Below are 22826 nucleotides of genomic sequence, written 5' to 3' on the forward strand. Positions count from 1 at the left end.
AAACTCTACTCTCTTGATTAGAGTAGTGCCATGTAATTGATTCTATTCTACCATTTATTGCTAAATAATTAGCACTTGTTATTCCTAATTATTTCATTAGATACGCTATTGTTGATATTTTGACTTTTATTTAGACGTTATTTAGATAAAAAATAAGGTAAAAGAATGAAAAAAAGTAGTACGTGTAAAATAGTTCTCGAGAGGATATTATCTTTTTACTAGCAAAAATAAAGAAGGCGTTCTATCATAAATGTATGCTTACGCGGCAAATACATAAATGGAAGAGGCCTTCTTATGGATAACATTATATCAAAATTATACAAAATAATAAAGGAATCAAGCGATTTAATTGCTACAGAAGAATCTATTCAGCTTTATATGTATGAAGTATTTACGGAATTATTAGGAGATATATTTATACACATAAACCAAACGATTAAGGAACAAAAGCAACAAGAAGGATGGAAAGTAAAGCGAGAAGATTGGAAAACAGTCCAATTTATTTTTGGGTCTGTCCGTTACCGTCGTACTTTAATGGCAGATCAAGAGAATCAAAATCATTATCCATTAGATGAGTGGTTGGGGATTCGAAAATACCAACGTCACAGTCCACTCGTAGAAGTCAAAGTAGCAGAGTTAGCCAGTAAGTGTACCTATCGGGACACCGCTGAAACACTGAAAGAGTGGACAGCAGTAACGATGAGCCATCAAACAGTAGGCAGCCTCCTTAAACGAGTGGGAGAAGCACAAGCGCATGAAGACGAAGAAATGGTGATCGAGCTAGAAGAGTCAGCAGCGTTACCAGAAGGAAAAAAAGTCGATTATTTCTATGCCGAAGCAGATGGTGTATTTGTCCGTGGGACAACAAAGAAAAAAAGTTTAGAGGTTCATCATGCAATTGTTTATGAAGGCTGGCAGAGAAATGGAAAGAGAGTCTCCTTGAAGGAGCCTAAAGCCATTATGACGACTAAAAAGACGGCTGGTTTTTGGGCAGAAGTACAGGCTTTTACAGCGACTCATTACGCGTTACAACACGCTCAAATCATTACCAATAGCGATGGTGGACCAGGCTATACCGCAGATAAATTCCAAGAAACTTTTTCGCAGTCGAATTATCCCGTGTTGAATCAATTAGACGCTTATCACATCTTTCAAGGCCTGAACCGTGCTTTTGGTGTACAAAGTAATCTCTTTAAACAGAACATTCATCAAGCGCTTAAAAAACATGATTTAGAGGCCCTAACGATCTGGTTGGACACTTATGAAAGTACCTTAGAAGAAACACAAGCAGTAGAAAAACTGACTAGTTTTCGAACTTATCTTTTAAGAAATTGGGATCGGATTTTTGATTGGCGAGAAAAAGTAGAACAAGTACCGAAGGATGCCAGAGGTTTAGGCGCAATGGAATCGAATCAACGTCATATTTCTTATCGGATGAAAAAACGTGGAATGCATTGGAGCGAAGTCGGTTGTGAAGCCATGGTAAAAGTGAAACAAGGGATCTTAAATCAAACGTTACGTGAAGCTTATCTTCACCAGCAAACTAGAAGTACAAGACAACAACGTAAGGTGAAACAAACCGTTCGTGTATCGTCTTTAATGCATCAAAAGACGCGTCAGTCAGTTGGGGCAAAGAAAGGGACGATTCCGTTTTATGCCCCTCATTCTTCAGCAATGGGGCAGTTAATTAAAAGTTTTCGATAATTCCTGTCTGTTTGGGGAAGGTTCCATTTTTTTGGAACGTTCTCCAAACAGATGGGCCAGCAAACGGCAAAGCCGTGCGGTAGCAGATAGGTGTACAAAAATAGAACGCCAAACTAGCCTAGTAATAGGACGACCGAGAAAAACTTGACACAAACAAAAAAGTAAAAATAGTTTACAATTTCAAACAACTATATTATAGTTGTTTAGTCAACGATGGACTGGTCAATAGTCATTCAATACAGTCCTCAATTTATTGGGAAGGAAAAATCTAGGTGGAAATAAGAGAAATAAGTCGACTTTTTTATAAAATTAAAGTTTCAAACCAAGAAACAACCTCTTTTTTTGAAAAAGAAACAGGTTTTAGTCTAACAAGATATGAAATAATGCTTTTTCTTAAAGAGAACGGTAAATGTCTTCAATCTCAAATACAATCAGAATTAAAAATAGACCGTTCTGCTGTTACTAGACATTTAAAAATACTAGAAGAAAAAAATTATGTTACAAGAGAACGAAACGAACAAAACAATCGAGAAATTTTTGTTTGTCTAACAGAAAAAGCAAACTCTGATTTAGACTGTTGTGAGAAAAAGCATAATGCTCTGCAGCAACCGCTAAATATCTCACTCAATACCAAAGAAGCAGAACAATTATCCTATTTATTAACTAAACTACTCAATCAGACAGAAAGAGGTCCTAACGATGCAAAATAAATTAAAAAATAATGATTTTTCAGATATCGTCTTTGAAAGAAAATCTATTCGACTATACAATAAAGATGTTAAAATTTCCCAGGAAGAAATGCTAGAAATGATTCAAGAAGCAACTACTGCACCTTCTTCAGTAAATATGCAACCATGGCGCTTCGTTGTCGTTGAAAGTGAGGAAGAAAAACAAAAATTAAAACCACTTATTCGTTTTAACACTGCTCAAAACGACAGCTCATCTGCGATGATTTTAATCTTTGGCGATATGGAATGTTACGAATATGGAGAAGAAATCTACGACCAAGCTGTTCGAGAAAATAAAATGTCTTCTGAAGTAAGAGACCAGCAACTAGCTGCAATTATTCCTTACTACAAAAACTTAACTAGACAAGAAATGAATGATATTGTAAAAATTGATTCGAGCTTAGCAGCTATGCAATTGATGTTGGTTGCCCGTAACCATGGATACGATACAAATGCTATTGGTGGATTCGAGTCTGATTTATTAGCAGCAGCATTTGATCTAGACAAAGAACGTTATGTACCTGTCATGATTTTATCTATTGGTGAATCAATAGATACTGGGTATCAATCTGTTCGCTTAGATGCAGATGCATTAACAACATTCAAATAAAAGGAGTTCTATCTATGAAAATTATCAATGCTACTTTTTTTATAAAAGAGGATAAAAGAAACGAGTTTTTGGCTGCTGTTACTCCACTAATTGAAGCTACTTTACTAGAAGAAGGTTGTATGGGCTACCATCTTTATGAATCTTTTGAAGAGTCTAATCGATTTATTATGATAGAAAATTGGAAAGATCAAGCAGCTATTAATACGCATAACAAAAATCCGTTATTACTTGATTTATTTAATAAAGTGCCTGCCTATAGTTCCAAAAAACCGATTCTCACCGTTTCTACTCTAGAAGAAAAATAAAATCAGAAACTTATTCCATCTTAATAGCTAGAAACCAACATTTCAATCTTTTTTAAAAGTATTAGATAGTGATTTATATAGTGTAACTGATCTGAATAAAATAGGACCAATGACTAGAATCATAAACGATTCTAGTCATTGGTCCTATTTTGTTTTTTTTGAAATACTATCTTACTTTCTCCTAATTATCAAATCAACTAGCTATGTAAGTATGACCTTTCTTAATTTCTTTTTCTTACTATTAATCAAACAATCTAATTTATACTCCATTTTTAAATAAACTATAAATTAGATTGACGATTCATCAGTAATATGATAGTTTTATACCAATAACCTTTAACTTAAACCGAGAGTTTAAAAAGGATGCGCAAATTTGACTGTTTTTACGCCTTCCTTTAGGGGAAGGTGTATTTTTTTATGCAGTCTGCTCTCTTTTAACTATGTTCAGCGAGACAAAAAAGGAGGAATACGATGAAACACTTAATAGATTCGATGGATTTATCTATCGGAGAATTAGAAGAATTATTCACACTTTCAAAAGAGATTATGAAAGATGAAGACAAATACAGGTTATCATGTGAAAAAAAACTTATGAGTACATTGTTTTACGAACCAAGTACCCGTACAAGATTTAGTTTTGAGGCTGCGATGCTAAGACTTGGTGGAAAGGTTATTGGCTTTTCTGAAGCAAGTTCGAGTTCTGCTTCTAAAGGCGAGAGTCTGCCCGATACTATTCGAACAGTAGGCTCATATGTCGACTTAATCGTCATGAGACACCCAAAAGAAGGCGCTCCAAGGTATGCTTCTTTGACTTCTGATGTTCCCATCATAAATGCTGGAGATGGTGGACACCAGCACCCCACTCAAACCCTCACAGATCTTTTAACGATTATAGAAATCAAAGGGAAAATAGAAAACCAAACTATTGGAATATGTGGCGATCTAAAATTTGGACGCACGGTTCATTCTCTTATTAAGTCTCTTTCAAAATATGAAGGCATTCATTTTATTCTTATCTCACCACCTGAACTAAAAATACCAGAATACATTAAAAAAGAAATCTTATTAAAAGAAGCTATTCCCTTTATAGAAGTTGAAACGCTAGAAGAAGTTATGGCCGACATTGATGTTCTCTATATGACTAGAGTTCAAAAAGAACGATTCTTTAATGAAGCAGACTACGTTAGATTAAAAGATACCTATATCTTAGACAACAAAAAACTAATCTCTGCTAAAAAAGATTTAGCCATTCTACACCCTCTGCCTAGAATGAATGAAATTAGTCCAGAAGTTGACTCTGATCCTAGAGCCGTTTATTTTAAACAAGCTAAGTACGGGATGTACGTAAGAATGGCGCTTATCATAAAAATGTTGGGGGCGATTTAATGCTTTATATTGATAGTATATCTAAAGGAATTGTTATAGATCATATCAGTCCAGGCCTTGGTTTCAGAATATTTCAATACTTAAAATTAGAAAAATCTGACTATACAGTTGCTTTGATTATAAATGCACCTAGCAAAAGAAAAGGTAAAAAAGATGTCATAAAAATTGAAAAGCATACTGACCTAGATTTAAGGATTATTGGCATAATCGATCCTAATGTAACAATTAATATTATACGGAATGAAAAAATTGTAGAAAAAATTCAACTTTCTCCTCCACAAAAAGTTGAAGGAGTTATTCAATGTAAAAATCCTAGATGTGTGACCTCAACAGAAGAAAATATTGTTCAGTCTTTTAGCCTCTTAGATAAAAAAGAACTTAGCTACAACTGTGTCTATTGTGATCACATCTATAACTGGGAAATGTAATCGTTCAATCTAACTTTATAAAATAATGTCGCTCTGCCAAAATTATAAAATAAAGGGAGGAACGCTTGTATGAGAGAAGGATTCAACTCACTCAAAATTAAATCAAATCTTGAAATTTCTGCTAAAATTTTTGAAATAAGACTTCAAATGGAACACAAAAAAGAGATAAAACCTGGACAATTCTTTATGATAAAAGGCTGGGAAGCAACCGCCCCTTTCTTACCAAGACCTCTTAGTGTTGCAGATGTCGAAGACGATTGTTTAACTTTTTTATATGAAGTTAAAGGCCAAGGTACACATCTACTATCAAAACTTCGAGTTGAGGATACTCTTGACGTACTAGGACCTCTTGGAAATGGCTTTACCCTAGAATCAGATAAGAAAATAGCTCTTATCTCAGGTGGAATTGGGATTGCTCCTATGTTTTATCTACTAAAAAACTTAGATGCACCAGTAGATTTTTATGCCGGTTTTAGGAGTGCTGTTTATTGGATGGATAAGATAGAAAGTCGAGTCAATACTTTATATGTATCAACAGAAGATGGAAGTACCGGGCATAAGGGCTTTTCTATCGATCAATTTAATCCACATAACTATGATCTTGTCATAACTTGCGGACCAGTTCCTATGATGAAAAAAGTGCTTGAACTGTGTGAGGGCATCGTATCCGTTCAGGTTTCTATGGAAAGCAGAATGGCTTGCGGTATTGGGGCATGTCTTGGATGTACAATAGAGACAGCTAATGGGATAAAAAGAGTTTGTAAAGAGGGACCTGTTTTCAAGGGGAAAGAGGTCTTATTATAATGGCTGATATGGCAGTTAATATTCTAGATATTGCATTCAAAAATCCCGTCATTACCGCTTCAGGAACCTTTGGTTTTGGTAGAGAACATGCAGATTTTTTTGATCTTTCGCGTCTTGGAGGAATTAGTTCAAAAGGACTTACCTTACACAAAAAAGACGGCAATAAAGGGATCAGACTGCACGAAACAGCTTCTGGATTACTGAATTCTATTGGACTACAGAATCCTGGAGTGGATGCGTTTATCCAAGACGAACTCCCATTTATGAAAGATCAAGGTACCGTTATCTTAGCCAATGTTGGTGGCGGGACTTTGGATGATTACTTAAAAGCGATTGAGAAACTAAATCAGACAAGTGTCGATATGATTGAACTGAATATTTCTTGTCCAAATGTATCCTCTGGTGGGATGGCTTTTGGTATACGTTGCTTAGATGCAGAGAAAGTTGTCAAAGAAGTTAAAGCAATTTGTACCAAACCATTAATTGTAAAACTATCTCCTAACGCTGAAAACATTAGTCAAATGGCAGAGTCTTGTGTTAAGTCAGGAGCAGATGCCCTTTCTTTAGTAAATACATTTAGTGGAATGGCTATTGATATTTTAAAAAGAAAGCCTGTATTTAACAACACTATTGCAGGCCTTTCAGGCCCTTGTATAAAGCCAATTGCACTTAGAATGGTCCATGAAGTATCAAAAGCTGTAACGGTTCCTATCATAGGAATGGGTGGAATCATGGATTATCGTGATGCGATAGAATTTATTATGGCTGGAAGCGACTTAATTCAAATTGGGAGTGGCAATTTTATAAATCCTACTTTAAGTCTAGATGTAATAGATGGAATAGAAACATTTATGAATGAACAAGGAATTAAAAATCTAAATGAAATAAAAGGTTGCCTTGGAAAAGAAACTTTTTTTAATTAAACTGTTACTTATAACCGTACTAGTATCTATACAAAAATGAAGCAGGTGTGAATTTGGTATTAATACCGAATTTACATCTGCTTCATTACCTTATTAAGATAAATTCATTTCATTTTTATATCTTAAATTGATCGATTAACTCGTTCAAATCTTCTGAAATAGTAGAAAGTTCTTCACTAGCACTTGAAATTTGTGTAATTCCTGCTGCTTGCTCTTCCATAGAAGCTGAAACTTCTTCACTACTAGCAGCATTTTCTTCAGAGATAGCTGCTAAATTTTGCATAACATCTTTAATGCTTTCGTTTTGCTTATTCATTTTATCACTGGATTGATTGACTAAGTTCAGCACAGTCTCCATTTCATTTAGAGCACTTGCAATTCCTTTAAATTTATTACTTGTCTTATCTACACTAATACTTTGCAATTCTGCAGTTTCACTCACTTCTATCATCGTTTTTACTGCTGTTGAGGTTTTTAAGGTTAATTCTTTTATCATTTCACTAATTTCTTTAATAAAACTATTTGTTTCTTCAGCAAGCTTTCTAACTTCATCAGCAACGACAGAAAAACCTCTTCCAGCATCTCCAGCTCTAGCTGCTTCAATACTCGCATTTAAAGCTAATAAGTTCGTTTGGTTTGCTAATCCTCTTATTTTTTCACTTGCTACTTCAATTTTTGTTGCACTAGTATTTGCATTCTCAATAACTAGTTGAACCTCTTTTGATAACTCGATACTTGTTGTTGTTTTCTTTAACAAATCTTCTACTAATTCTAGTCCCTCTTCTTTAAGGTGATTAACTTTTACAGTAGAATGATTTAATTTCTCTATATAGACCGTATTTTTTTCAATCACATCACCAAGATCTTTTACTGTATCAAATCCCTGTTGTGTATCTTCTGCTTGTTCGTTAGTCCCTTTAGCTATATCTTCAATTGCTCTAGATACTTCATCAGCTACTGCAGCTGATTGTTGCGTTGTCGCTGTTAGCTCTTGCGCATGTGCTGCAAGTGACTGAGACTTACCTACAACACTCTTGATGACATTTCTGATTGACTGCTTCATTTTATCTAAAGAGTTGACAATTTCTCCAAACTCATCATTTTTATAGACTACCTCGTCTAATTCGTTAGCCGTAAAATCTCCTAAAGCCATCTTATTCAATTGAATTTTTAATTTTTGGATTGTTTTTATTGCATAGTTTGATGTATAAAATAAAATTAAACCTAAAAGAATAGTTGCTACTATACCCGTCATCCCTATAATCAACTGGCTACGACTTATAGCCGTTGTTACACCTTTCATAGATAATCCAATCGTCAAAGCCCCTATTGGTTGACCATTTACTACAACCGGATAGGCAATGCTATAATTAGGCGTTTTCCCTAAGTATAACGTTTCACTTGCAGAAGACTTACCCTCGATAATAGCTGTCTTACTTGCCTCATCTTTAGAAAGGTCTACTCCTATCCTCGTTTCATCACTATGTGCCACAACTTTTAAATCATTATCCATAAATAAAGCATAGATAATTTCTTCTTTTTCTCCCAATTTTTCCATTAATGTTTGGTAGCTGAATTGATTGGTTAAGTCATTAATATAATCGGCCTTTATTCCTGCTTGAACAACAGATCCATCCGCACCTTTTGAAGAACCATATTTGAAGTAGCTTTTACTAATAGCATCTTGTCTGATATCCTCCATAAGTTCGGTTTTATCATTTTTTAATAATAGACTTATCGGGTGATCTTTACCCGGTGTAAATGAAATATTTGAAGGGGTGTTTGAATACGTCACAACTCCTTCCTTGCTAAAATAATTTAAAATATCGACATTTAAAGTCTCTGCAAGCTCGACTAACTTTTCATTACTTATCTCTGTATCCATTTTAGCTACTGTATTCGTTGCTTTTCGAATATTATTTTCTATATCTTCATTTATAATCGATAACGATTTATCATTATCTTCCATTCTACCAACAACCTCTGCTAATAGAATGTCACTATCATTTTGCATCTGATCAACTATGCTTCTCTTAACCATTGTAGTCGAGATAAAACTAATCAATACTAATGATAAAACAATGACAAGGATAGGAATAATCAGTAATTTCACTTTTATTGAATGTATCCTTATGTTATTCTTTTTACTCTTATTATTTTTCATTTTCACTAATCTCCTATAATCTTATTTTATATTTTTAACTCTCCTGATGTAGTAGTCTATTTACTGTTACTCATTCATTGAATCAGTATGATTAATCTTATAAAATTCTATTTCACCTTGCTTTATGTGCTCTCTTATACCGACTTCATCAATAAAACAACTAGAATAAGTAATATATCATTTAATATATCGGTTAAATTCACTGAACAATTAAGTCTAATGCGTACTGTTTTCTTCTTTTTAATAAAAATTCTTGTCTAAGACTTATTAACTAGTCACTTAGCTAGTTGCTATTTTTTATCCTAAAAAAACAAGTAGGTTATAGACTACCAGTGATGGTCTATAACCTACTTATTTTATTTTATCTTTTATAGCTAAACTTTTTTAAAGCCTTCATTATCTTTTGATGTAGCTGTTTTATCCACCTGATTTGATTTTATTTGTCTATTTTCAATTCATTTAACTGTTCTTCCACAGCTTCTTGAGTAACATCAGCTTGTAAAAGTGCCGCCGCAGTATAAGAACCTTCAACAATTGGAACATCATAAATCGTAATCGATTTATCGCTAAGCTCTTTCACCATTTCTAAGTTCATTTTAGCACTGCCTAAGTCATAAAATGCTAATAGATGATCAGATGGATGATTGTTGACTAATTCAAGAATAGTATCAAAACTTGTTCCAATTTCAGTCTCGGATACTCCACCAATAACTTCGATTGCAACATCTTTAGCAACTTCTTGAAGCAATCGCTCAACACCTTTTGCAATCTCATAAACATGAGAGATAATAATCATTCCTGGTTTCTCCATTATTTTCCCTCCGATTCTAGCATAGCCTTAAAGAGTAAAGCTGATGAATAGGCACCTGGATCAATGTGTCCAATGGAACGTTCCCCTACATATGAGGCACGGCCTTTTTTAGCTTTTAATGGTTTCGTCGCTTCAACAGCCTCATCAATTACTTCCTTTGTTAATTGATTGTCTTCTACCGCTTGAACAACAGGTGCCCAAACATCTATCATTGTCTTATCGCCAATTTCAGCTTTCCCGCGTTTTTGAATACTGTCTAATCCACCTTGAAGTATTTTACCCCATGAAGAATCATCTTCCTGAACTAGTTTTAACATCCCCATAAATGCTGAACCATATAAAGGGCCAGAAGCTCCTCCAACTTTACTTAATAACGTTTTCGTAACTAATTTTAAAAGTGCTTCAAGCGAATCAGGAGATTCTGATTCAATTGCTTGAATAACATGGGACATGCCTCTAGACATATTGTTGCCATGATCACTATCGCCAATTGGCGTGTCCAGTTGGGTTAAATAATCTTTTTCTTGTTGGATTTTTTCATTAAATAACTCCATCCAGCGAATACCTGTTTGAACATTCATCTTAGTTTGAACTCCTTTCATCCCTTTGCTATTCATTCTTGTTTTACCAAGCGATGGTCTCAACTGGTGCATGTAGTGCTTCAAGATAAAAATCATTTTCTAAATAAAGTAAGGTTAAGGATAAGCCTTGCATTTCGAGTGATGTCATAAAGTTGCCTATTTTATAAAAATCAATAGACCAGTTCTGTTTATCCATTAGTTTTTTCACATCATTTGTAAAAACATACTGCTCCATTAATGGTGTCCCACCAAGTCCATTAATCATCACTGCAAATCGACCTTTATCTTTTCCATCAAATTCTTTAATTACCTTCGTCAACAATTCGTCAGCAAGATCATAAGAGGGTTGTAATTTTTCTCTACGGTACCCTGGTTCTCCATGAATACCTACTCCATATTCAATTTCATCTTCAGCTAAAGTAAAGCTTGGTTGAGCAGCTCCCGGTGTTGTTACACCAGTCAGTGCAAGTCCAATAGATTTAATATTAGGTATTAAGTCATCAGCTAGTTTTTTTATTTCTTTGATCGACTTTCCTTGTTCAGAAGCGTAACCAAGTATTTTATGAACAAGTATCGTTCCTGCCACTCCACGTTTCCCTTGAGTATATAGACTATCTTCAACGGCAATATCATCATCTACAACGATATTTTCTACCAAGATATCTTCCATTTCAGCCATTTCTTGAGCCATTTCAAAATTCATAATATCGCCAGAATAGTTCTTAATGACTAAGAACACACCTGCACCCTCATCAGCTGCCTTAATCGCTTCTAAAATTTGATCTGGTGTTGGAGAAGTAAATACCGCACCACAAACAGCAGCAGATAACATGCCTTCCCCTACAAATCCAGCATGAGCTGGTTCATGCCCACTTCCTCCACCAGAAATGATTGCTACTTTTCCAGCTTTTTTTGTTTTACGCTGAATAACGCCTGTTTCAGGAACTCTTTTAATTAAGTCAGAATGCGCTACAATCATCCCTTCTATCATTTCATCAACAATTTTATTGGGATCATTCATAATTTTTTTCATCTAGTTTCATTCCTTTTATTCTTATTTTTAATTTTATTTAACGGCCTTGCGCTTTTTGTAATCACGTCCAAGGGCATCTGCTGCAATAATAGCTTGTGCAACACTTTCAGGTGTAACTTTAAAAGGCATAGCATGAATAGATTCTTCAGGAATACAAGCTTTTTCTGCAACTTTTAGGATATCTTCATAGATGACTTCTTCTACATCCAAGTCTGCTAATGAGACAGGCAAGCCAACAGATAAGCTGAAATCCAATAATTCTTCGACTTCTTTTGTTGGGGCATCTTCAAGAATCAGTTGAACAAATGTCGTAAAGGCTACTTGCTCTCCGTGGAAATAATTGTGAGGGCCATCTAAAACAGTTAACCCATTGTAAATAGCATGTGCTGCAGCTAATCCACCTGACTCAAAACCAAGACCAGATAACAATGTGTTGGCTTCAATAATATTCTCTAACGCTGGTGTAACAACATTATGATCACAAGCAATCTTAGCGTTGTAGCCACTTTCAAGAACCGTTTCATAACAAACTCTAGCCAATGTAATAGAAGCAATCGTGCCTTTAGCAGGTTCGGTATCTCCAGTATGGAAGCCATTTGGTAAGCCAGCGTTTACATTTGAATTTGACCGACGGGTTGCACGTGCTTCATAATAAGTAGCCAGTGCGTCGCCCATACCAGAGACTAAAAATCGTGTTGGTGCTTGAGCAATAACCGTTGTGTCCATCAATACAACACTAGGATTTTTAATAAAATAAGCGTATTCGTCAAAATGGTGATCTTTCGTATAAAGTACAGCAGAATGACTCGTTGGTGCATCTGTTGCTGCAATCGTTGGACAGACAATTAAATTGTGACCATTGGCAACTGTTTTAGACGTATCGATTGCTTTCCCGCCACCTAGACCAACGATAACGTCTGCGCCTTTTTCTTTTGCTAATTTTTTAAGACGCACAACTTCTTCACGTGTTGCTTCGCCACCAAAATCAGCCAGATGCAACGTAATGCCAAAACGTTTTGCCGTTTGATCTAACTTATCTTGAACTCGATTGATATCATCCGGATTCCCAATCACTAACGCTGATTCTCCTAGGGACTTAATGTAAAAACCTAAATTTAATAATTCATTTTCTCCTTGGACATACTTTGCTGGACTAATAAAAGCTTTTCTCATTTTTTATTCCTCCTCTTATTTTTTAAAATGAAGTCACTCTTGAGCTAACGAATGGCTCTTTTTAAATCTATACTAAGCTTAATAAGAAAGCGGTATCATTTCAACAGACAAAAGAATCTCTTTGTCCGCTTCAATTATTTTGAAAGATGACGTATAATGAAAAGGAATAGAATAGAGTAGTGAATAAGTTGTCGAAGGGGTCCCAATTATGAACCAACAAAATACAACCAAGAAGATTATTTCTTGCTCTTTCAAAAATCTATCCAATAAAAAAGAGATGGATAAAATATCTATAACCGATATCATGGATCAAACTGATTATCGTCGTCAAACTTTTTATGATCATTTTGATGATAAATATGATTTAATTACTTGGATTTTTTCGTATGACGTTACTGACCTCATTCAACATCTTATGAAGTGGCAGAATTGGGAAGAAGTCTTATTCCACCTATTAAACTACCTTGAAGAAAATAGAGTCTATTACAAAAAAATCATTTCAACCATCAAATTAGATTCCTTTAAAGATTATTTTATTTATTATATCAAAAAAAGTATTCAGTCTCTTGCAGATGATTACCTTCAAACACACCCTATTTCTGATGGTAACTCTGTTCTAATAAAAACAAAAATTGATTTTTGTGCTTATGGCTTATCTGAAATGCTTTATCATTGGGTGCTCGAAGATTGTGATCCAACTGCTACTGACTACCACGAACTTCTTATCACTGTTATTTACTTTAAAATTTAAAAGTGAGAAGCATTAAAAAAAAGTAGTATTTTTAATAAAAAGAAAAAACTTAGTTATTATAGAACCTAGTTAAGGACGTGATTGCTTATGGCAGAGTATATTTTGGCCATCGACCAAGGAACAACAACTACACGTGCGATTATTATTGATCGACAAGGAAATTATATTGGTACAGCCGCTCAACGTTTTGAGCAACAAATACCACAGTCTGGTTGGGTAGAACAAGATCCAACTATTATTTGGCAATCGGTCTGTGAAGTCATTCAAAGAGTCATGAAGCACTCTGGTATTTCATTCAACCAGATTAAAGCTCTTGGAATAACAAACCAGCGTGAGACGACTATCGTCTGGGATCGTAAAACTGGAAAACCAATACACAACGCTGTTGTTTGGAGTTCCAACCAATCACTCGCTATTGTTAAGAAGCTGCAAAATGAAGAGATTGAAACGTATATCCATGAAAAAACTGGACTAGTTTTGAGTCCTTATTTTTCTGCTAGTAAAATTCGTTGGATTCTTGATCACCATCCTGGTTCACAAGAACGAGCAGAACGTGGCGAATTAGCTTTTGGAACTGTCGATAGTTGGCTTATTTGGAACTTGACTAAGGGAAAGTTGCATTGCACAGATCACACAAATGCTTCAAGAACGATGCTATTTGACATTCATACGCTAGAATGGGATGACTATTTATTAAATCTTTTCAACATCCCAAAAAGCCTGTTGCCAAAAGTCTTTCCTAGTTCCCATATGTACGGCCTAACCGATGCGGCTATTTTTGATGGAGTAGCTATTCCTATCAGTGGTGTCGCTGGAAATCAGCAAGCAGCGTTATTTGGTCAATTAGCTTTTCAACCAGGTCAAGTAAAAAGTACTTACGGCCAAGGAACTTTTATTGTTATGAATACAGGTTCTGAACCTAAACTTTCTAAGCATAAATTACTGACTACAATCGGCTATTCTATTGATAATAAAATAACCTATGCCCTCGAAGGTTCAGCTCTTATTTCAGGCAGTGCTATTGACTGGCTAAAAGATAGTTTGCATTTATTTGAGTCAATCGAAGAGTCAGAATTATTGGCTCTTAAAGCAGAAAAAAATTCTGGCGTTTATGTTATTCCAACTTTTAGAGGAATTGGCGCTCCCTACTGGGATTCAAATGCACGAGGAGCTTTTTTAGGAATCAACGAATCTACCAGTCGACTAGAGTTAGTTCGAGCAACCTTAGAATCTATCGCTTATCAGGTTAATGATATTATTGAATTAATGGAATCCGATACCGGTATTTCAGTAGATCTTCTGCATGTTGATGGCGGAGCTGCACAAAATAATCTTTTGATTCAATTCCAAGCAGATATTCTTAAAAAAACTGTTAAACGTATTGAACGTTTAGAAACAACAGGGTTAGGAGCAGCATACCTTGCTGGACTAGCTATTGGATATTGGCGTGATCAAAGTGAGTTAACGGCTTTAGTAACTGAAAACGAGCAATTTGAACCCAATATGAGCGATAAAGAACGACAAAAACGACTTCATGGTTGGCATAGTGCTGTTAAAGCTATCTGTTACTATACTAATTTGGTACACGGATCGTCATTTTAAAGACTCATTTGTCATTCTTTGATTTTTCTAACAATTCCTCTATTCTTATTGCATAAAGATGATAGAGTATTAAACAGAGAAAAAGAACTTTACACTTAATAGTGTAGTCCTTTTTCTTTGTGCTTTAGTCATTCTTACTCTAAAGAACAAATGAATGGTTTATTCAAAACCTAAGACTCTTTACTTAGAATAGTTGACTAAGAAGTGAGTAAAGAAAAGAATTTCAATAGATATAAAGCACAACATTCCAACAACGACGTAGTTCGTCTCTCCTTTTATTCTATTGTACATATAAAAAAATCAAAATTTAATCCTATATTTCTCTCTTTTGATCTATTTGCTCAATTTTCTTCTCTATCTGGCTTTACCGACTTTATAATTTTTTATTAACTATTTCAAAAAAATAAAGGCTTATATTTGTAGGTCGTTCCTTATGCTGTTACCATTATAAAGAAAGACAAAATTATCTCATCTTATCATTCATTTTCTATTTCTAAATAGTGAGCCAAACGAAAATGAATACAGTTAATAACTCATTCATTGGAGGTCTTTAGTTGAATAAACGGTTATTTTTCAAATCTCTTTCTGCTCTTATATTTGCTATAGCTGTTTTTAAATTGCTTACTGAGGGATTTATTATCGGCTATTGTTTATTGATACTAGGCTATTTTCTACTCAGAAAATCAGATGCTGAAAAATAACCGGATATCTAGAGTAAAATAACTGCAGATAATTTATAAACTTGTTATACTAGCATCAAAGTCGATGACCAATTATGAATGGAGTGATTTTATGAGTAAATATGAAACACCTAATTATGATATAGTAATGAAAGAAGAAGAATTTGAAATAAGAAAATACGCTGATTTTTTTATTGTTGAATATGAAAATAGTGATGATCCAGAGATTAAAAATGGATTTGGTTCTTTGTTTAAATATATCTCCAGTGACAATGAAGAAAAAGAAAAAATCTCAATGACTGTACCTGTTATCCGAGAAGAAACAGGCAAAAATCAAAAAATGGCCTTTGTTGTCCCAGGAAAATATCGTGATAAAATACCAGAGCCAACCAACTCAAATCTGACCATTAAAAAATTTGAAGAAGGATTATTTGGTTCGATACGGTATTCAGGTTTTTCAACTACAGCTAAAGAGCTAAAGATGAAAAATAACCTTGAACAGTGGCTGTTAGAAAAGGGTTATCAACAGCAATCAACTGTTCTGGTTGCCTCTTATAATGCTCCACTTGTACCACCTATGCTTAGAAGAAATGAAATTTTAGTTAGAATTCATTCTAACGATTAAGTAGTTATCCAAAAAAATTAAAAGGAGTAAGAGAGCTAAAATGAGAAATATTAAAATGACGATTGAATATGATGGTAGCCGCTATTTAGGGTGGCAAAAACTCGGCGATTCAGATAAGACTATTCAAGGTAAAATAGAAAATATTCTATCTGAAATGACAAAAGCACCTATCGACATTATTGGCTCAGGTCGTACAGATGCAGGAACCCATGCTAGAGCACAGATAGCTAATTTCAAAACGGCGTCTAATATGGAGCTAATCGCTATGAGAGACTACCTAAACACCTATCTTCCACGCGATATTGTCATTAAAAAACTAGAAGAGGTCTCTGAAAGATTCCATGCTCGCTACAACGCTACTGAAAAAAAATACAGCTATTATGTCTGGAATACTCCTGTCCCTTCAGCCTTTGAACGCGCCTATAGCTACCATTATCCTGAACAACTAGATATAAATAGCATGGAAGAAGCTTGTAAAAAACTTATTGGAACACATGATTTTATCGGTTTTTCTTCACTTAAGAAAACAAAAAAATCTACGGTAAGGACTATCAAAGATATTACGATTCATAAAGAAGAAAACCTTCTCCATTTTACATTTGTAGGAGACGGTTTCTTATATAAAATGGTTAGAATTATTATGGGAACCTTGGTAGAAATCGGGGCTGGTAAAATGAAGGTAGAAAACATTGATACCATTTTCGAAAATGGTGTCAGAAGTGATGCTGGGGTAACCATGCCTGCTCAAGGACTATTCCTAGATGACGTTTCTTACTAGTCGATTTAAAAAAGTAGTGCTTTTCATTACCTATTACTATCTATCATGATCATCTAGGTTAAAGATTCTGTTAAAATATAAAAAACAGGTAATCATTTGATCTAGACGGTCATGTTATAAGAACTTTTCTTTTACTTCTATTTTATCTCTATATCTCTGTTTATCTCTATACATCCGCTTATCTGTATGAATAATAAATTCATCTGCAGTCATTTTTAAGTCTGGTCTGTAAGTAGCATAACCTAAGCCAAAACTTATTTTATAAGGTGTTGTTCTGGTTTGATTAAACTCTTTTAGATTTTCCCTAAGATGATTTATACATTCATCTTTATCCTTTTTGCTTTCTAATTTCATAACCACAACAAATTCATCTCCAGCATACCTCGATATAAAATCTCCTGTTCTAAAGCTATCTATCAGTATATTAGCTGTATATTTCAAAGCTTGATCCCCTTCTATGTGTCCATAGGTATCATTTATCTCTTTAAAGTCATTAAGATCTATCATAATCATCCCTAATAACTCATCTTTTTTTAACTCTCTTATTGAATTTTTTAAATAAAGATCCAACTGTCTTCTATTATAGACTCCTGTCAGGTAGTCTTCACTTATTTCCCCATTTTGTATATTCAAAAAAATAATAAGTGCAGATATAGAGATACCTAACCAAAGGTAAGATTTACTCGTATCGATCGTTTGTAGTATACCTGCCATCACAGGAACAACTGCAAATGTCAGTAGCGAATAATAATCTTTTTTTCTAATATTTTTTCTTTTACTAATAATTTGTGCATATGTGCCTACGCTATAAGAATAGTACAATGCCGCATTTAGCCAAAATAACTCTCCACGCTGATACAGATTATCTTGGTCTATATAAAATATTTTCTTATTGTAGATGCTAAGGATACACAAATAAATACTTATTATCGCTGGTATTACGACAAGTAATCTTATTTTTTTGCTTCTTTTTATATCTTTATAGATGTAAAAATCAACATAAAGTGACCAAGCAATATACGGAAGTGGATTTAATATAAAATAAATAATTGTTGCTGTACTATTTATTTCTCTAAAAAAAAAGTCTGTTTTACCGTTAGCGTAACTCATAATAATGTCTACTATCATTATCGTTGCTGTTGAAATAATCAGGATTAAATACAGTTTTTTATCAAATTTCATTTTATTGTGATGTGATTTAATATTCATAAAAATTGCTAAAAGTATCATTAATCCTATTACATTATTTTCTGAATACACTACCTTTCACCTCGTCTTTACTCTTATAACTAGTTAAGTCTAGATAATAAAAAACAACTCTTATCGAACTGTGTTTACTTACTAAAAACATAGAACAGAAGTTGTTGGTTATAGAATAGTATACACCAATCTTAAAACAGTTCAAAATATATTAGTTTAATTATCCTTTTAGGTAGCGATAAAATACTTGTTCTACACTATTACAAAGAAGAGAAAGAAGCATCAATCTTTGAGTATAACTAGTATCTAAAATAACGTTATTTTATAAAAACTAGAAAAAATAACTGGAAAAATTAAACGAACTTTCTTAGCACTTTCGCTCATTTCTTAGTTAAATTCTTAGTCATCTGACGCTCTAAAAAAATCAAAAAAGAACTGCTAGAATCCAGTATATTAGTCGAAGAATGTACTATGCAACTATATCATGGAAGATACACAAGTTAGATACCCGAGAAATGGCACGTATAGAAATAAAGGAAAGTGTGCGTTTATTGCAAGAGGCTTTGATGAAAATGATTTTGATACTATCAAAAAAGAAGATGCTGAAGAAATACAAGCAACCTACAAAGACTATCTTCTTTATTGTTTCATCAAAGAAACAGCTAAAGGCAACGTCTAGAGTGAATGTATACATAATATTTTAGCCTGGCATAAATCCTGACACCACTTTTGATAAGAAAGAATCAGTTAGATTTTGTTTGACCAAATTAAAGCAGCCGCCCCCAGAAATATCGGGTAGCAGCTCCTTCATCGGCTATACTTTTGCTCTTAATAGACGTCTAGCTATCTATTTTCTATACTAATGCTTATTAATCAAAATGAAGTAAACCTACTTGTCCATTTTAAAAAAAGAACCCATTTTAGACAAGCTTAAAGAATCCTGTAAAAATTCATTCTAGTTAAAAAGAGAAAACTAAAAAAATCGTTTATTTTACACTCACTGTTGCTTACTATCAAACTAATCCGTACAACGACTAAATAACCTTTCCATCGTATCTATTTTTAGGCATTTCCAGAAAATTATACCTCTCTAACTCTGAAACATCATTAAAATAGGCATGTGAGCTATCTGATAGCATCAAGTTAAGGGGCCTATCTGTCTCATGTACTAGCACGATCGGGATTTCTTTAGCATAGGCATAGCCTATTTCAAAAGCTGTTCCGCTATCTGTATCCGCTAATTCTCTTCCTATTCTTGGTAAAAGGCTGCTTTCTTTTTTATCAAAGAAATCATTTTTTAAAACTAAATCCATATCTGCAATAGCTACAACAACCGTTGCCCATTCTAACTGTTTTATGTCTTGTGCAAAGACAGTTTCTCTCCATTCTTTGGAACCAAAAGGCAAGTCTTCTCTCTGATTTTTTCGTGGACTAAAATAAGCATCAATGAATGGATTAGCCTCTAGTGCTTTCTCAACTCGTATAGCTCTTTTAATCTGGCTCTCACTAAAGAAAGGACCAGCTAAATATATTCTTACATTTGTCTTTTCTTGCTTCTTTTCTGTCATCACTACTCATCTCCTAGAAGGGTCATCTCTTTGGATTTTTGATTAACCATCTTGAACTATTTCAATTAAAAAAGTCCTTATCATCCACTATATATTTTCTACTTTTTTATCACTTCTGCTAGTTTATTTCGGACCTTTTCTACAAATAGAGTAGCATCTTCAATATTAGTTACAATGTCCATTTCGTCCATATCTATAACTAAAATCGCTGATCTATCGTAGTGGTTAAACACCCAATCATCGTAGTCTTTCCACAAGGCGTAGTAATAATTATATAAGTTTTCATCTTGCTCAAATTCACGTCCGCGTTTCCCAATACGGTCTAAAATAGTTTCAAATGATGCTCTCATATAGACCATTAAGTCTGGTGCTTTTTGAGGAATTTCGTCAACTTCACTCATCATATTGTCTAATAATTTTTCATAAATACTAAACTCCGTATCTGAAATCCGTCCCAAATCATGGTTTATCTTTGCGAAATACCAATCTTCAAAAATAGAACGATCTATTATACTATTTTCATGTTTAGCTGCCTCTTTTATAATTTGGAAGCGACTATTTAAAAATTCTAATTGTAGTAAAAATGGATAGCGTTTTTGCTCTTGTTCCTCTTCACTTGCTGTATAAAATAAGGGTAAAATTTCATTATCATCTACTTGTTCATAAAAAACTGTCCCTCCTAGACGATCTCCTAATAACTTTGTTGCACTTGTCTTACCTATTCCTATCATTCCTGCTAAACAAACCATGGTCAAATCAAACTCCTCCTACAATTCCTTATTCTGTTATTAAAGTTAACTTTTTTTATACACTATCGTTAGTTTACAATACTTTTTACTTGCTTATTTACAATACTTTTTACTTGCTTATGTACTCCTATCGCTTTATTGTATGACTCCTTATGTATACAAATATAGTTCTTTCCCATAAAAATTCGTTCACTCTACCTATTGATCCAACTAAGTTAAAATTAAAAAAACACACTATCTAGCGGTACGCTATATAATATAGCACATTATGTAGTATTTTTAAAGAATAGCAGATGAAAAAGAGGAATTTGTTTTTCATCTGCTATTCTTTTATTCCCTATTAGAAGCAATCGAAAATCATACACTTTTTTTAAAATGATTGATTGATTTTACTTTTTGCTTGAATGAGTTATTATGAGAGTAGTCTTCAAATTAAAGGAGTGAAACTATGACTGTCTCTTTACGGGCAATAAAAATAACGTTCGCAACAATTATTGCTATTTTACTTGCTCAGGCTTTTCAACTAGATTATAGCTTATCGGCAGGAATTATCGCTATTTTGAGTGTGTTAGACACTAAAAAATCATCTGTCAACATTGCTCTTCAAAGAGTAGGTTCTACTATCTTGGCATTAGGTATAGCAACCGTTTTGTTCCAATTAATTGGATTTAATACGCTTGTATTTGGATTGTATCTCTTACTTTATATTCCTTTAGCTTATAAATTTAATGTAGAAGTAGGAATCGCACCCTGTTCTGTACTTGTCTCCCATTTATTACTGGAACAAAGCACGTCCATTGAATGGCTCACAAATGAATTTTTACTCATGATTATTGGAGCAGGAATCGCTATTTTATTTAATCTATATATGCCCTCAAAGGAATCACATCTAAACCAATTGAAAGAGGATATTGAAGAGAAAATGAAGAAAGTGCTTGTTGGCTTTGATTCGATTCTAACTGACTGTGCCACCAATGAAAAAGTTGAATGGTTATTAAAAGAACTTTTTATTGATTTAAAAAATGCAGAAAAAATAGCCTACACAGAGTATAATAATCAATTATTTAGCCCAAATGAGGACTACATGATTCAATACTTCTATATGCGCCAACAGCAAGTCAAAGTCCTTGCAGAAATGTCACTGGACCTAAGCGTTTGCTTTTTACCAACTAAGCAAAATAGTATTTTAGCAAACTTATTTCATCAAACAGCTAATCAACTACATGAAAGTAATCCAGTTGTCGATTTAACAAGAGACATTGAATCCTTATTAAATGACTTTAGAAATAGCGATTTACCTACAACAAGAGAAGAATTTGAAAATCGCGCAACCTTATTTATACTTTTAACTGATTTCACAAGATTTATTAAAATTAAGAAAGAATTTTTTGAACAACAAAAAAGCTAACCAATCAGTTTTTATAATCTGAAAGAATAGAGTAGCTTTAATTCATGCTAAATTAGTGTTGTTTATCCTTAAACGGATAATAAACCCTCTAAATCAATTATTTTAATCCGCTTATGAGTCACTTGTTTGATGTAGCCTTGTGCTTCTAAGTCACTAAATTTTCGACTAATCGTTTCGGGAGTAGTACCTAGATAAGAGGCTAAGTCTTTTTTACTCATGGGTAAAGTGAGTTCAACTCTATCTGGCTCTTCTTTATCAAGACTCTCTGCTAAAAATAAAGCAATACGTGTTTCTACTTTTATGATTGAAAAACTTGTCGCTTGTTTTTCAGATGCCTCAAGTCGACTTGAGAATTCTGAAATAATCTTTAAAGAGATAGAAGGGTATTTCACTAATAAGTCTTGTAAATCTACCCGTTTAATCATACAAACTGTGGTATCTACTATAGCTTTGGCATAAGATTCATGTGTAACTTCTGAAAACAAGGCCATTTCACCGGTAAAATCTCCAGGATTTAAAATACGAACCAATTGTTCTTTTCCAGATTCAGCTAATCGATAAATATGTACTTTCCCTTTATTAATAATATAGAGAGAATCTGACTCTTCTCCAGCGCGATAAATAAGCTCATTTTTTTTATAGGAAACTGATTTAGTTGTTGTCATAATTTTATCTAACTGTTCAATTTCTAAATGATTAAAAATTGGGACTAAAGAAACACACGATTTATGTGAATGGTCGGTCTGACTATGATGACACGGCTGTATATTATTCTGATCCATTTTATCACTCCATTGATTTATTAGTTTAATACT

24 protein-coding genes are annotated in these 22826 nt (G+C 33.7%); 15 read left to right on the forward strand and 9 right to left on the reverse strand.

All coding sequences use genetic code 11. The features are described from left to right. Positions 1–294 precede the first annotated feature (294 nt). The 8 genes from ACMHYH_RS09250 (at position 295) to ACMHYH_RS09285 (ending at position 6888) form a co-directional block, all read left to right on the forward strand. Entirely contained in the window at positions 295–1704 is a 1410-nt protein-coding gene (locus ACMHYH_RS09250; RefSeq protein ID WP_414839118.1) for an ISLre2 family transposase, read from the forward strand. Between the two features lie 272 nt (positions 1705–1976). After that, on the forward strand, positions 1977–2414 hold the full coding sequence (locus ACMHYH_RS09255) for a MarR family winged helix-turn-helix transcriptional regulator (RefSeq protein ID WP_414839119.1): 438 nt from the start codon (positions 1977–1979) through the stop codon (positions 2412–2414). Next, positions 2404–3042, forward strand: a complete 639-nt coding sequence (locus ACMHYH_RS09260) for a nitroreductase family protein (protein WP_414839120.1) — start codon at positions 2404–2406, stop codon at positions 3040–3042. Before ACMHYH_RS09255 ends, ACMHYH_RS09260 begins: the two co-directional genes overlap by 11 nt. A gap of 14 nt (positions 3043–3056) precedes the next feature. Then, on the forward strand, positions 3057–3347 hold the full coding sequence (locus tag ACMHYH_RS09265; protein ID WP_414839121.1) for a putative quinol monooxygenase: 291 nt from the start codon (positions 3057–3059) through the stop codon (positions 3345–3347). A gap of 471 nt (positions 3348–3818) precedes the next feature. Then, positions 3819–4733 carry an aspartate carbamoyltransferase gene (gene pyrB / locus ACMHYH_RS09270; protein WP_414839122.1) on the forward strand — a complete coding sequence of 305 codons (915 nt, stop codon included), beginning with the start codon at positions 3819–3821 and terminating at the stop codon, positions 4731–4733. Beyond that, a complete protein-coding gene (locus ACMHYH_RS09275) occupies positions 4733–5161 on the forward strand; it encodes an aspartate carbamoyltransferase regulatory subunit (protein ID WP_414839123.1) in 429 nt (142 codons plus the stop codon). Before pyrB ends, ACMHYH_RS09275 begins: the two co-directional genes overlap by 1 nt. Before the next feature lie 69 nt (positions 5162–5230). Then, a complete protein-coding gene (locus ACMHYH_RS09280) occupies positions 5231–5965 on the forward strand; it encodes a dihydroorotate dehydrogenase electron transfer subunit (protein WP_414839124.1) in 735 nt (244 codons plus the stop codon). Then, on the forward strand, positions 5965–6888 hold the full coding sequence (locus ACMHYH_RS09285) for a dihydroorotate dehydrogenase (protein WP_414839125.1): 924 nt from the start codon (positions 5965–5967) through the stop codon (positions 6886–6888). The genes ACMHYH_RS09280 and ACMHYH_RS09285 overlap by 1 nt, the downstream gene beginning before the upstream one ends. 115 nt (positions 6889–7003) lie before the next feature. Here the strand turns inward: ACMHYH_RS09285 and ACMHYH_RS09290 are convergent, their stop codons facing one another. The 5 genes from ACMHYH_RS09290 to ACMHYH_RS09310 all read right to left on the reverse strand — a co-directional run bounded on the left by ACMHYH_RS09290 (position 7004) and on the right by ACMHYH_RS09310 (position 12650). After that, positions 7004–9052, reverse strand: a complete 2049-nt coding sequence (locus ACMHYH_RS09290; protein ID WP_414839126.1) for a methyl-accepting chemotaxis protein — start codon at positions 9050–9052, stop codon at positions 7004–7006. A gap of 436 nt (positions 9053–9488) precedes the next feature. Beyond that, positions 9489–9863 carry a dihydroxyacetone kinase phosphoryl donor subunit DhaM gene (dhaM, locus tag ACMHYH_RS09295; RefSeq protein WP_414839127.1) on the reverse strand — a complete coding sequence of 125 codons (375 nt, stop codon included), beginning with the start codon at positions 9861–9863 and terminating at the stop codon, positions 9489–9491. Beyond that, the gene (gene dhaL, locus ACMHYH_RS09300) at positions 9863–10444 is read right to left on the reverse strand and encodes a dihydroxyacetone kinase subunit DhaL (RefSeq protein WP_414840379.1); all 582 of its coding nucleotides are present in this window, start codon (positions 10442–10444) and stop codon (positions 9863–9865) included. Before dhaL ends, dhaM begins: the two co-directional genes overlap by 1 nt. A gap of 43 nt (positions 10445–10487) precedes the next feature. Then, positions 10488–11477, reverse strand: coding sequence for a dihydroxyacetone kinase subunit DhaK (gene dhaK / locus ACMHYH_RS09305; protein WP_414839128.1), 990 nt, complete (start codon positions 11475–11477; stop codon positions 10488–10490). A 33-nt stretch (positions 11478–11510) separates the two neighbouring features. Further along, positions 11511–12650, reverse strand: coding sequence for a glycerol dehydrogenase (locus ACMHYH_RS09310; protein WP_414839129.1), 1140 nt, complete (start codon positions 12648–12650; stop codon positions 11511–11513). A gap of 208 nt (positions 12651–12858) precedes the next feature. Between ACMHYH_RS09310 and ACMHYH_RS09315 the strand changes: the two genes are divergently transcribed. From ACMHYH_RS09315 to truA, 5 genes are all read left to right on the forward strand, one after another. After that, a complete protein-coding gene (locus ACMHYH_RS09315; RefSeq protein ID WP_414839130.1) occupies positions 12859–13401 on the forward strand; it encodes a TetR/AcrR family transcriptional regulator C-terminal domain-containing protein in 543 nt (180 codons plus the stop codon). Between the two features lie 87 nt (positions 13402–13488). Next, on the forward strand, positions 13489–15003 hold the full coding sequence (gene glpK / locus ACMHYH_RS09320) for a glycerol kinase GlpK (RefSeq protein WP_414839131.1): 1515 nt from the start codon (positions 13489–13491) through the stop codon (positions 15001–15003). Positions 15004–15557: 554 nt separating this feature from the next. Beyond that, entirely contained in the window at positions 15558–15704 is a 147-nt protein-coding gene (locus tag ACMHYH_RS09325) for a hypothetical protein (RefSeq protein WP_414839132.1), read from the forward strand. A 91-nt stretch (positions 15705–15795) separates the two neighbouring features. After that, positions 15796–16308 carry an SOUL family heme-binding protein gene (locus ACMHYH_RS09330; RefSeq protein WP_414839133.1) on the forward strand — a complete coding sequence of 171 codons (513 nt, stop codon included), beginning with the start codon at positions 15796–15798 and terminating at the stop codon, positions 16306–16308. A gap of 40 nt (positions 16309–16348) precedes the next feature. Continuing rightward, positions 16349–17086, forward strand: a complete 738-nt coding sequence (truA, locus tag ACMHYH_RS09335) for a tRNA pseudouridine(38-40) synthase TruA (RefSeq protein WP_414839134.1) — start codon at positions 16349–16351, stop codon at positions 17084–17086. 114 nt (positions 17087–17200) lie between these two features. Here the strand turns inward: truA and ACMHYH_RS09340 are convergent, their stop codons facing one another. After that, positions 17201–18316, reverse strand: coding sequence for a GGDEF domain-containing protein (locus ACMHYH_RS09340; RefSeq protein WP_414840380.1), 1116 nt, complete (start codon positions 18314–18316; stop codon positions 17201–17203). Positions 18317–18770: 454 nt separating this feature from the next. Between ACMHYH_RS09340 and ACMHYH_RS09345 the strand changes: the two genes are divergently transcribed. After that, entirely contained in the window at positions 18771–18965 is a 195-nt protein-coding gene (locus tag ACMHYH_RS09345) for a hypothetical protein (protein ID WP_414839135.1), read from the forward strand. Positions 18966–19320: 355 nt separating this feature from the next. On the opposite strand, the gene ACMHYH_RS09350 is transcribed toward ACMHYH_RS09345, so the two are convergent. Further along, positions 19321–19854 carry a nucleoside 2-deoxyribosyltransferase gene (locus ACMHYH_RS09350; protein WP_414839136.1) on the reverse strand — a complete coding sequence of 178 codons (534 nt, stop codon included), beginning with the start codon at positions 19852–19854 and terminating at the stop codon, positions 19321–19323. Positions 19855–19952: 98 nt separating this feature from the next. Next, positions 19953–20603 carry a deoxynucleoside kinase gene (locus ACMHYH_RS09355; RefSeq protein ID WP_414840381.1) on the reverse strand — a complete coding sequence of 217 codons (651 nt, stop codon included), beginning with the start codon at positions 20601–20603 and terminating at the stop codon, positions 19953–19955. A 448-nt stretch (positions 20604–21051) separates the two neighbouring features. Here ACMHYH_RS09355 and ACMHYH_RS09360 point away from each other — a divergent pair, with 448 nt between their 5' ends. Further along, positions 21052–22011: an aromatic acid exporter family protein gene (locus ACMHYH_RS09360; RefSeq protein WP_414839137.1), complete on the forward strand. Its 960-nt coding sequence runs from the start codon at positions 21052–21054 to the stop codon at positions 22009–22011. A 68-nt stretch (positions 22012–22079) separates the two neighbouring features. Here ACMHYH_RS09360 and ACMHYH_RS09365 read toward each other — a convergent pair whose 3' ends face one another. Beyond that, complete coding sequence (locus ACMHYH_RS09365; RefSeq protein ID WP_414839138.1) at positions 22080–22793, reverse strand: Crp/Fnr family transcriptional regulator; 714 nt, start codon at positions 22791–22793, stop codon at positions 22080–22082. Between the last annotated feature and the right edge of the window lie 33 nt (positions 22794–22826).

It is taken from the genome of Carnobacterium sp. TMP28 (genome assembly GCF_047553015.1).
In the GTDB taxonomy this organism is placed as follows: Bacteria; Bacillota; Bacilli; order Lactobacillales; family Carnobacteriaceae; genus Carnobacterium_A.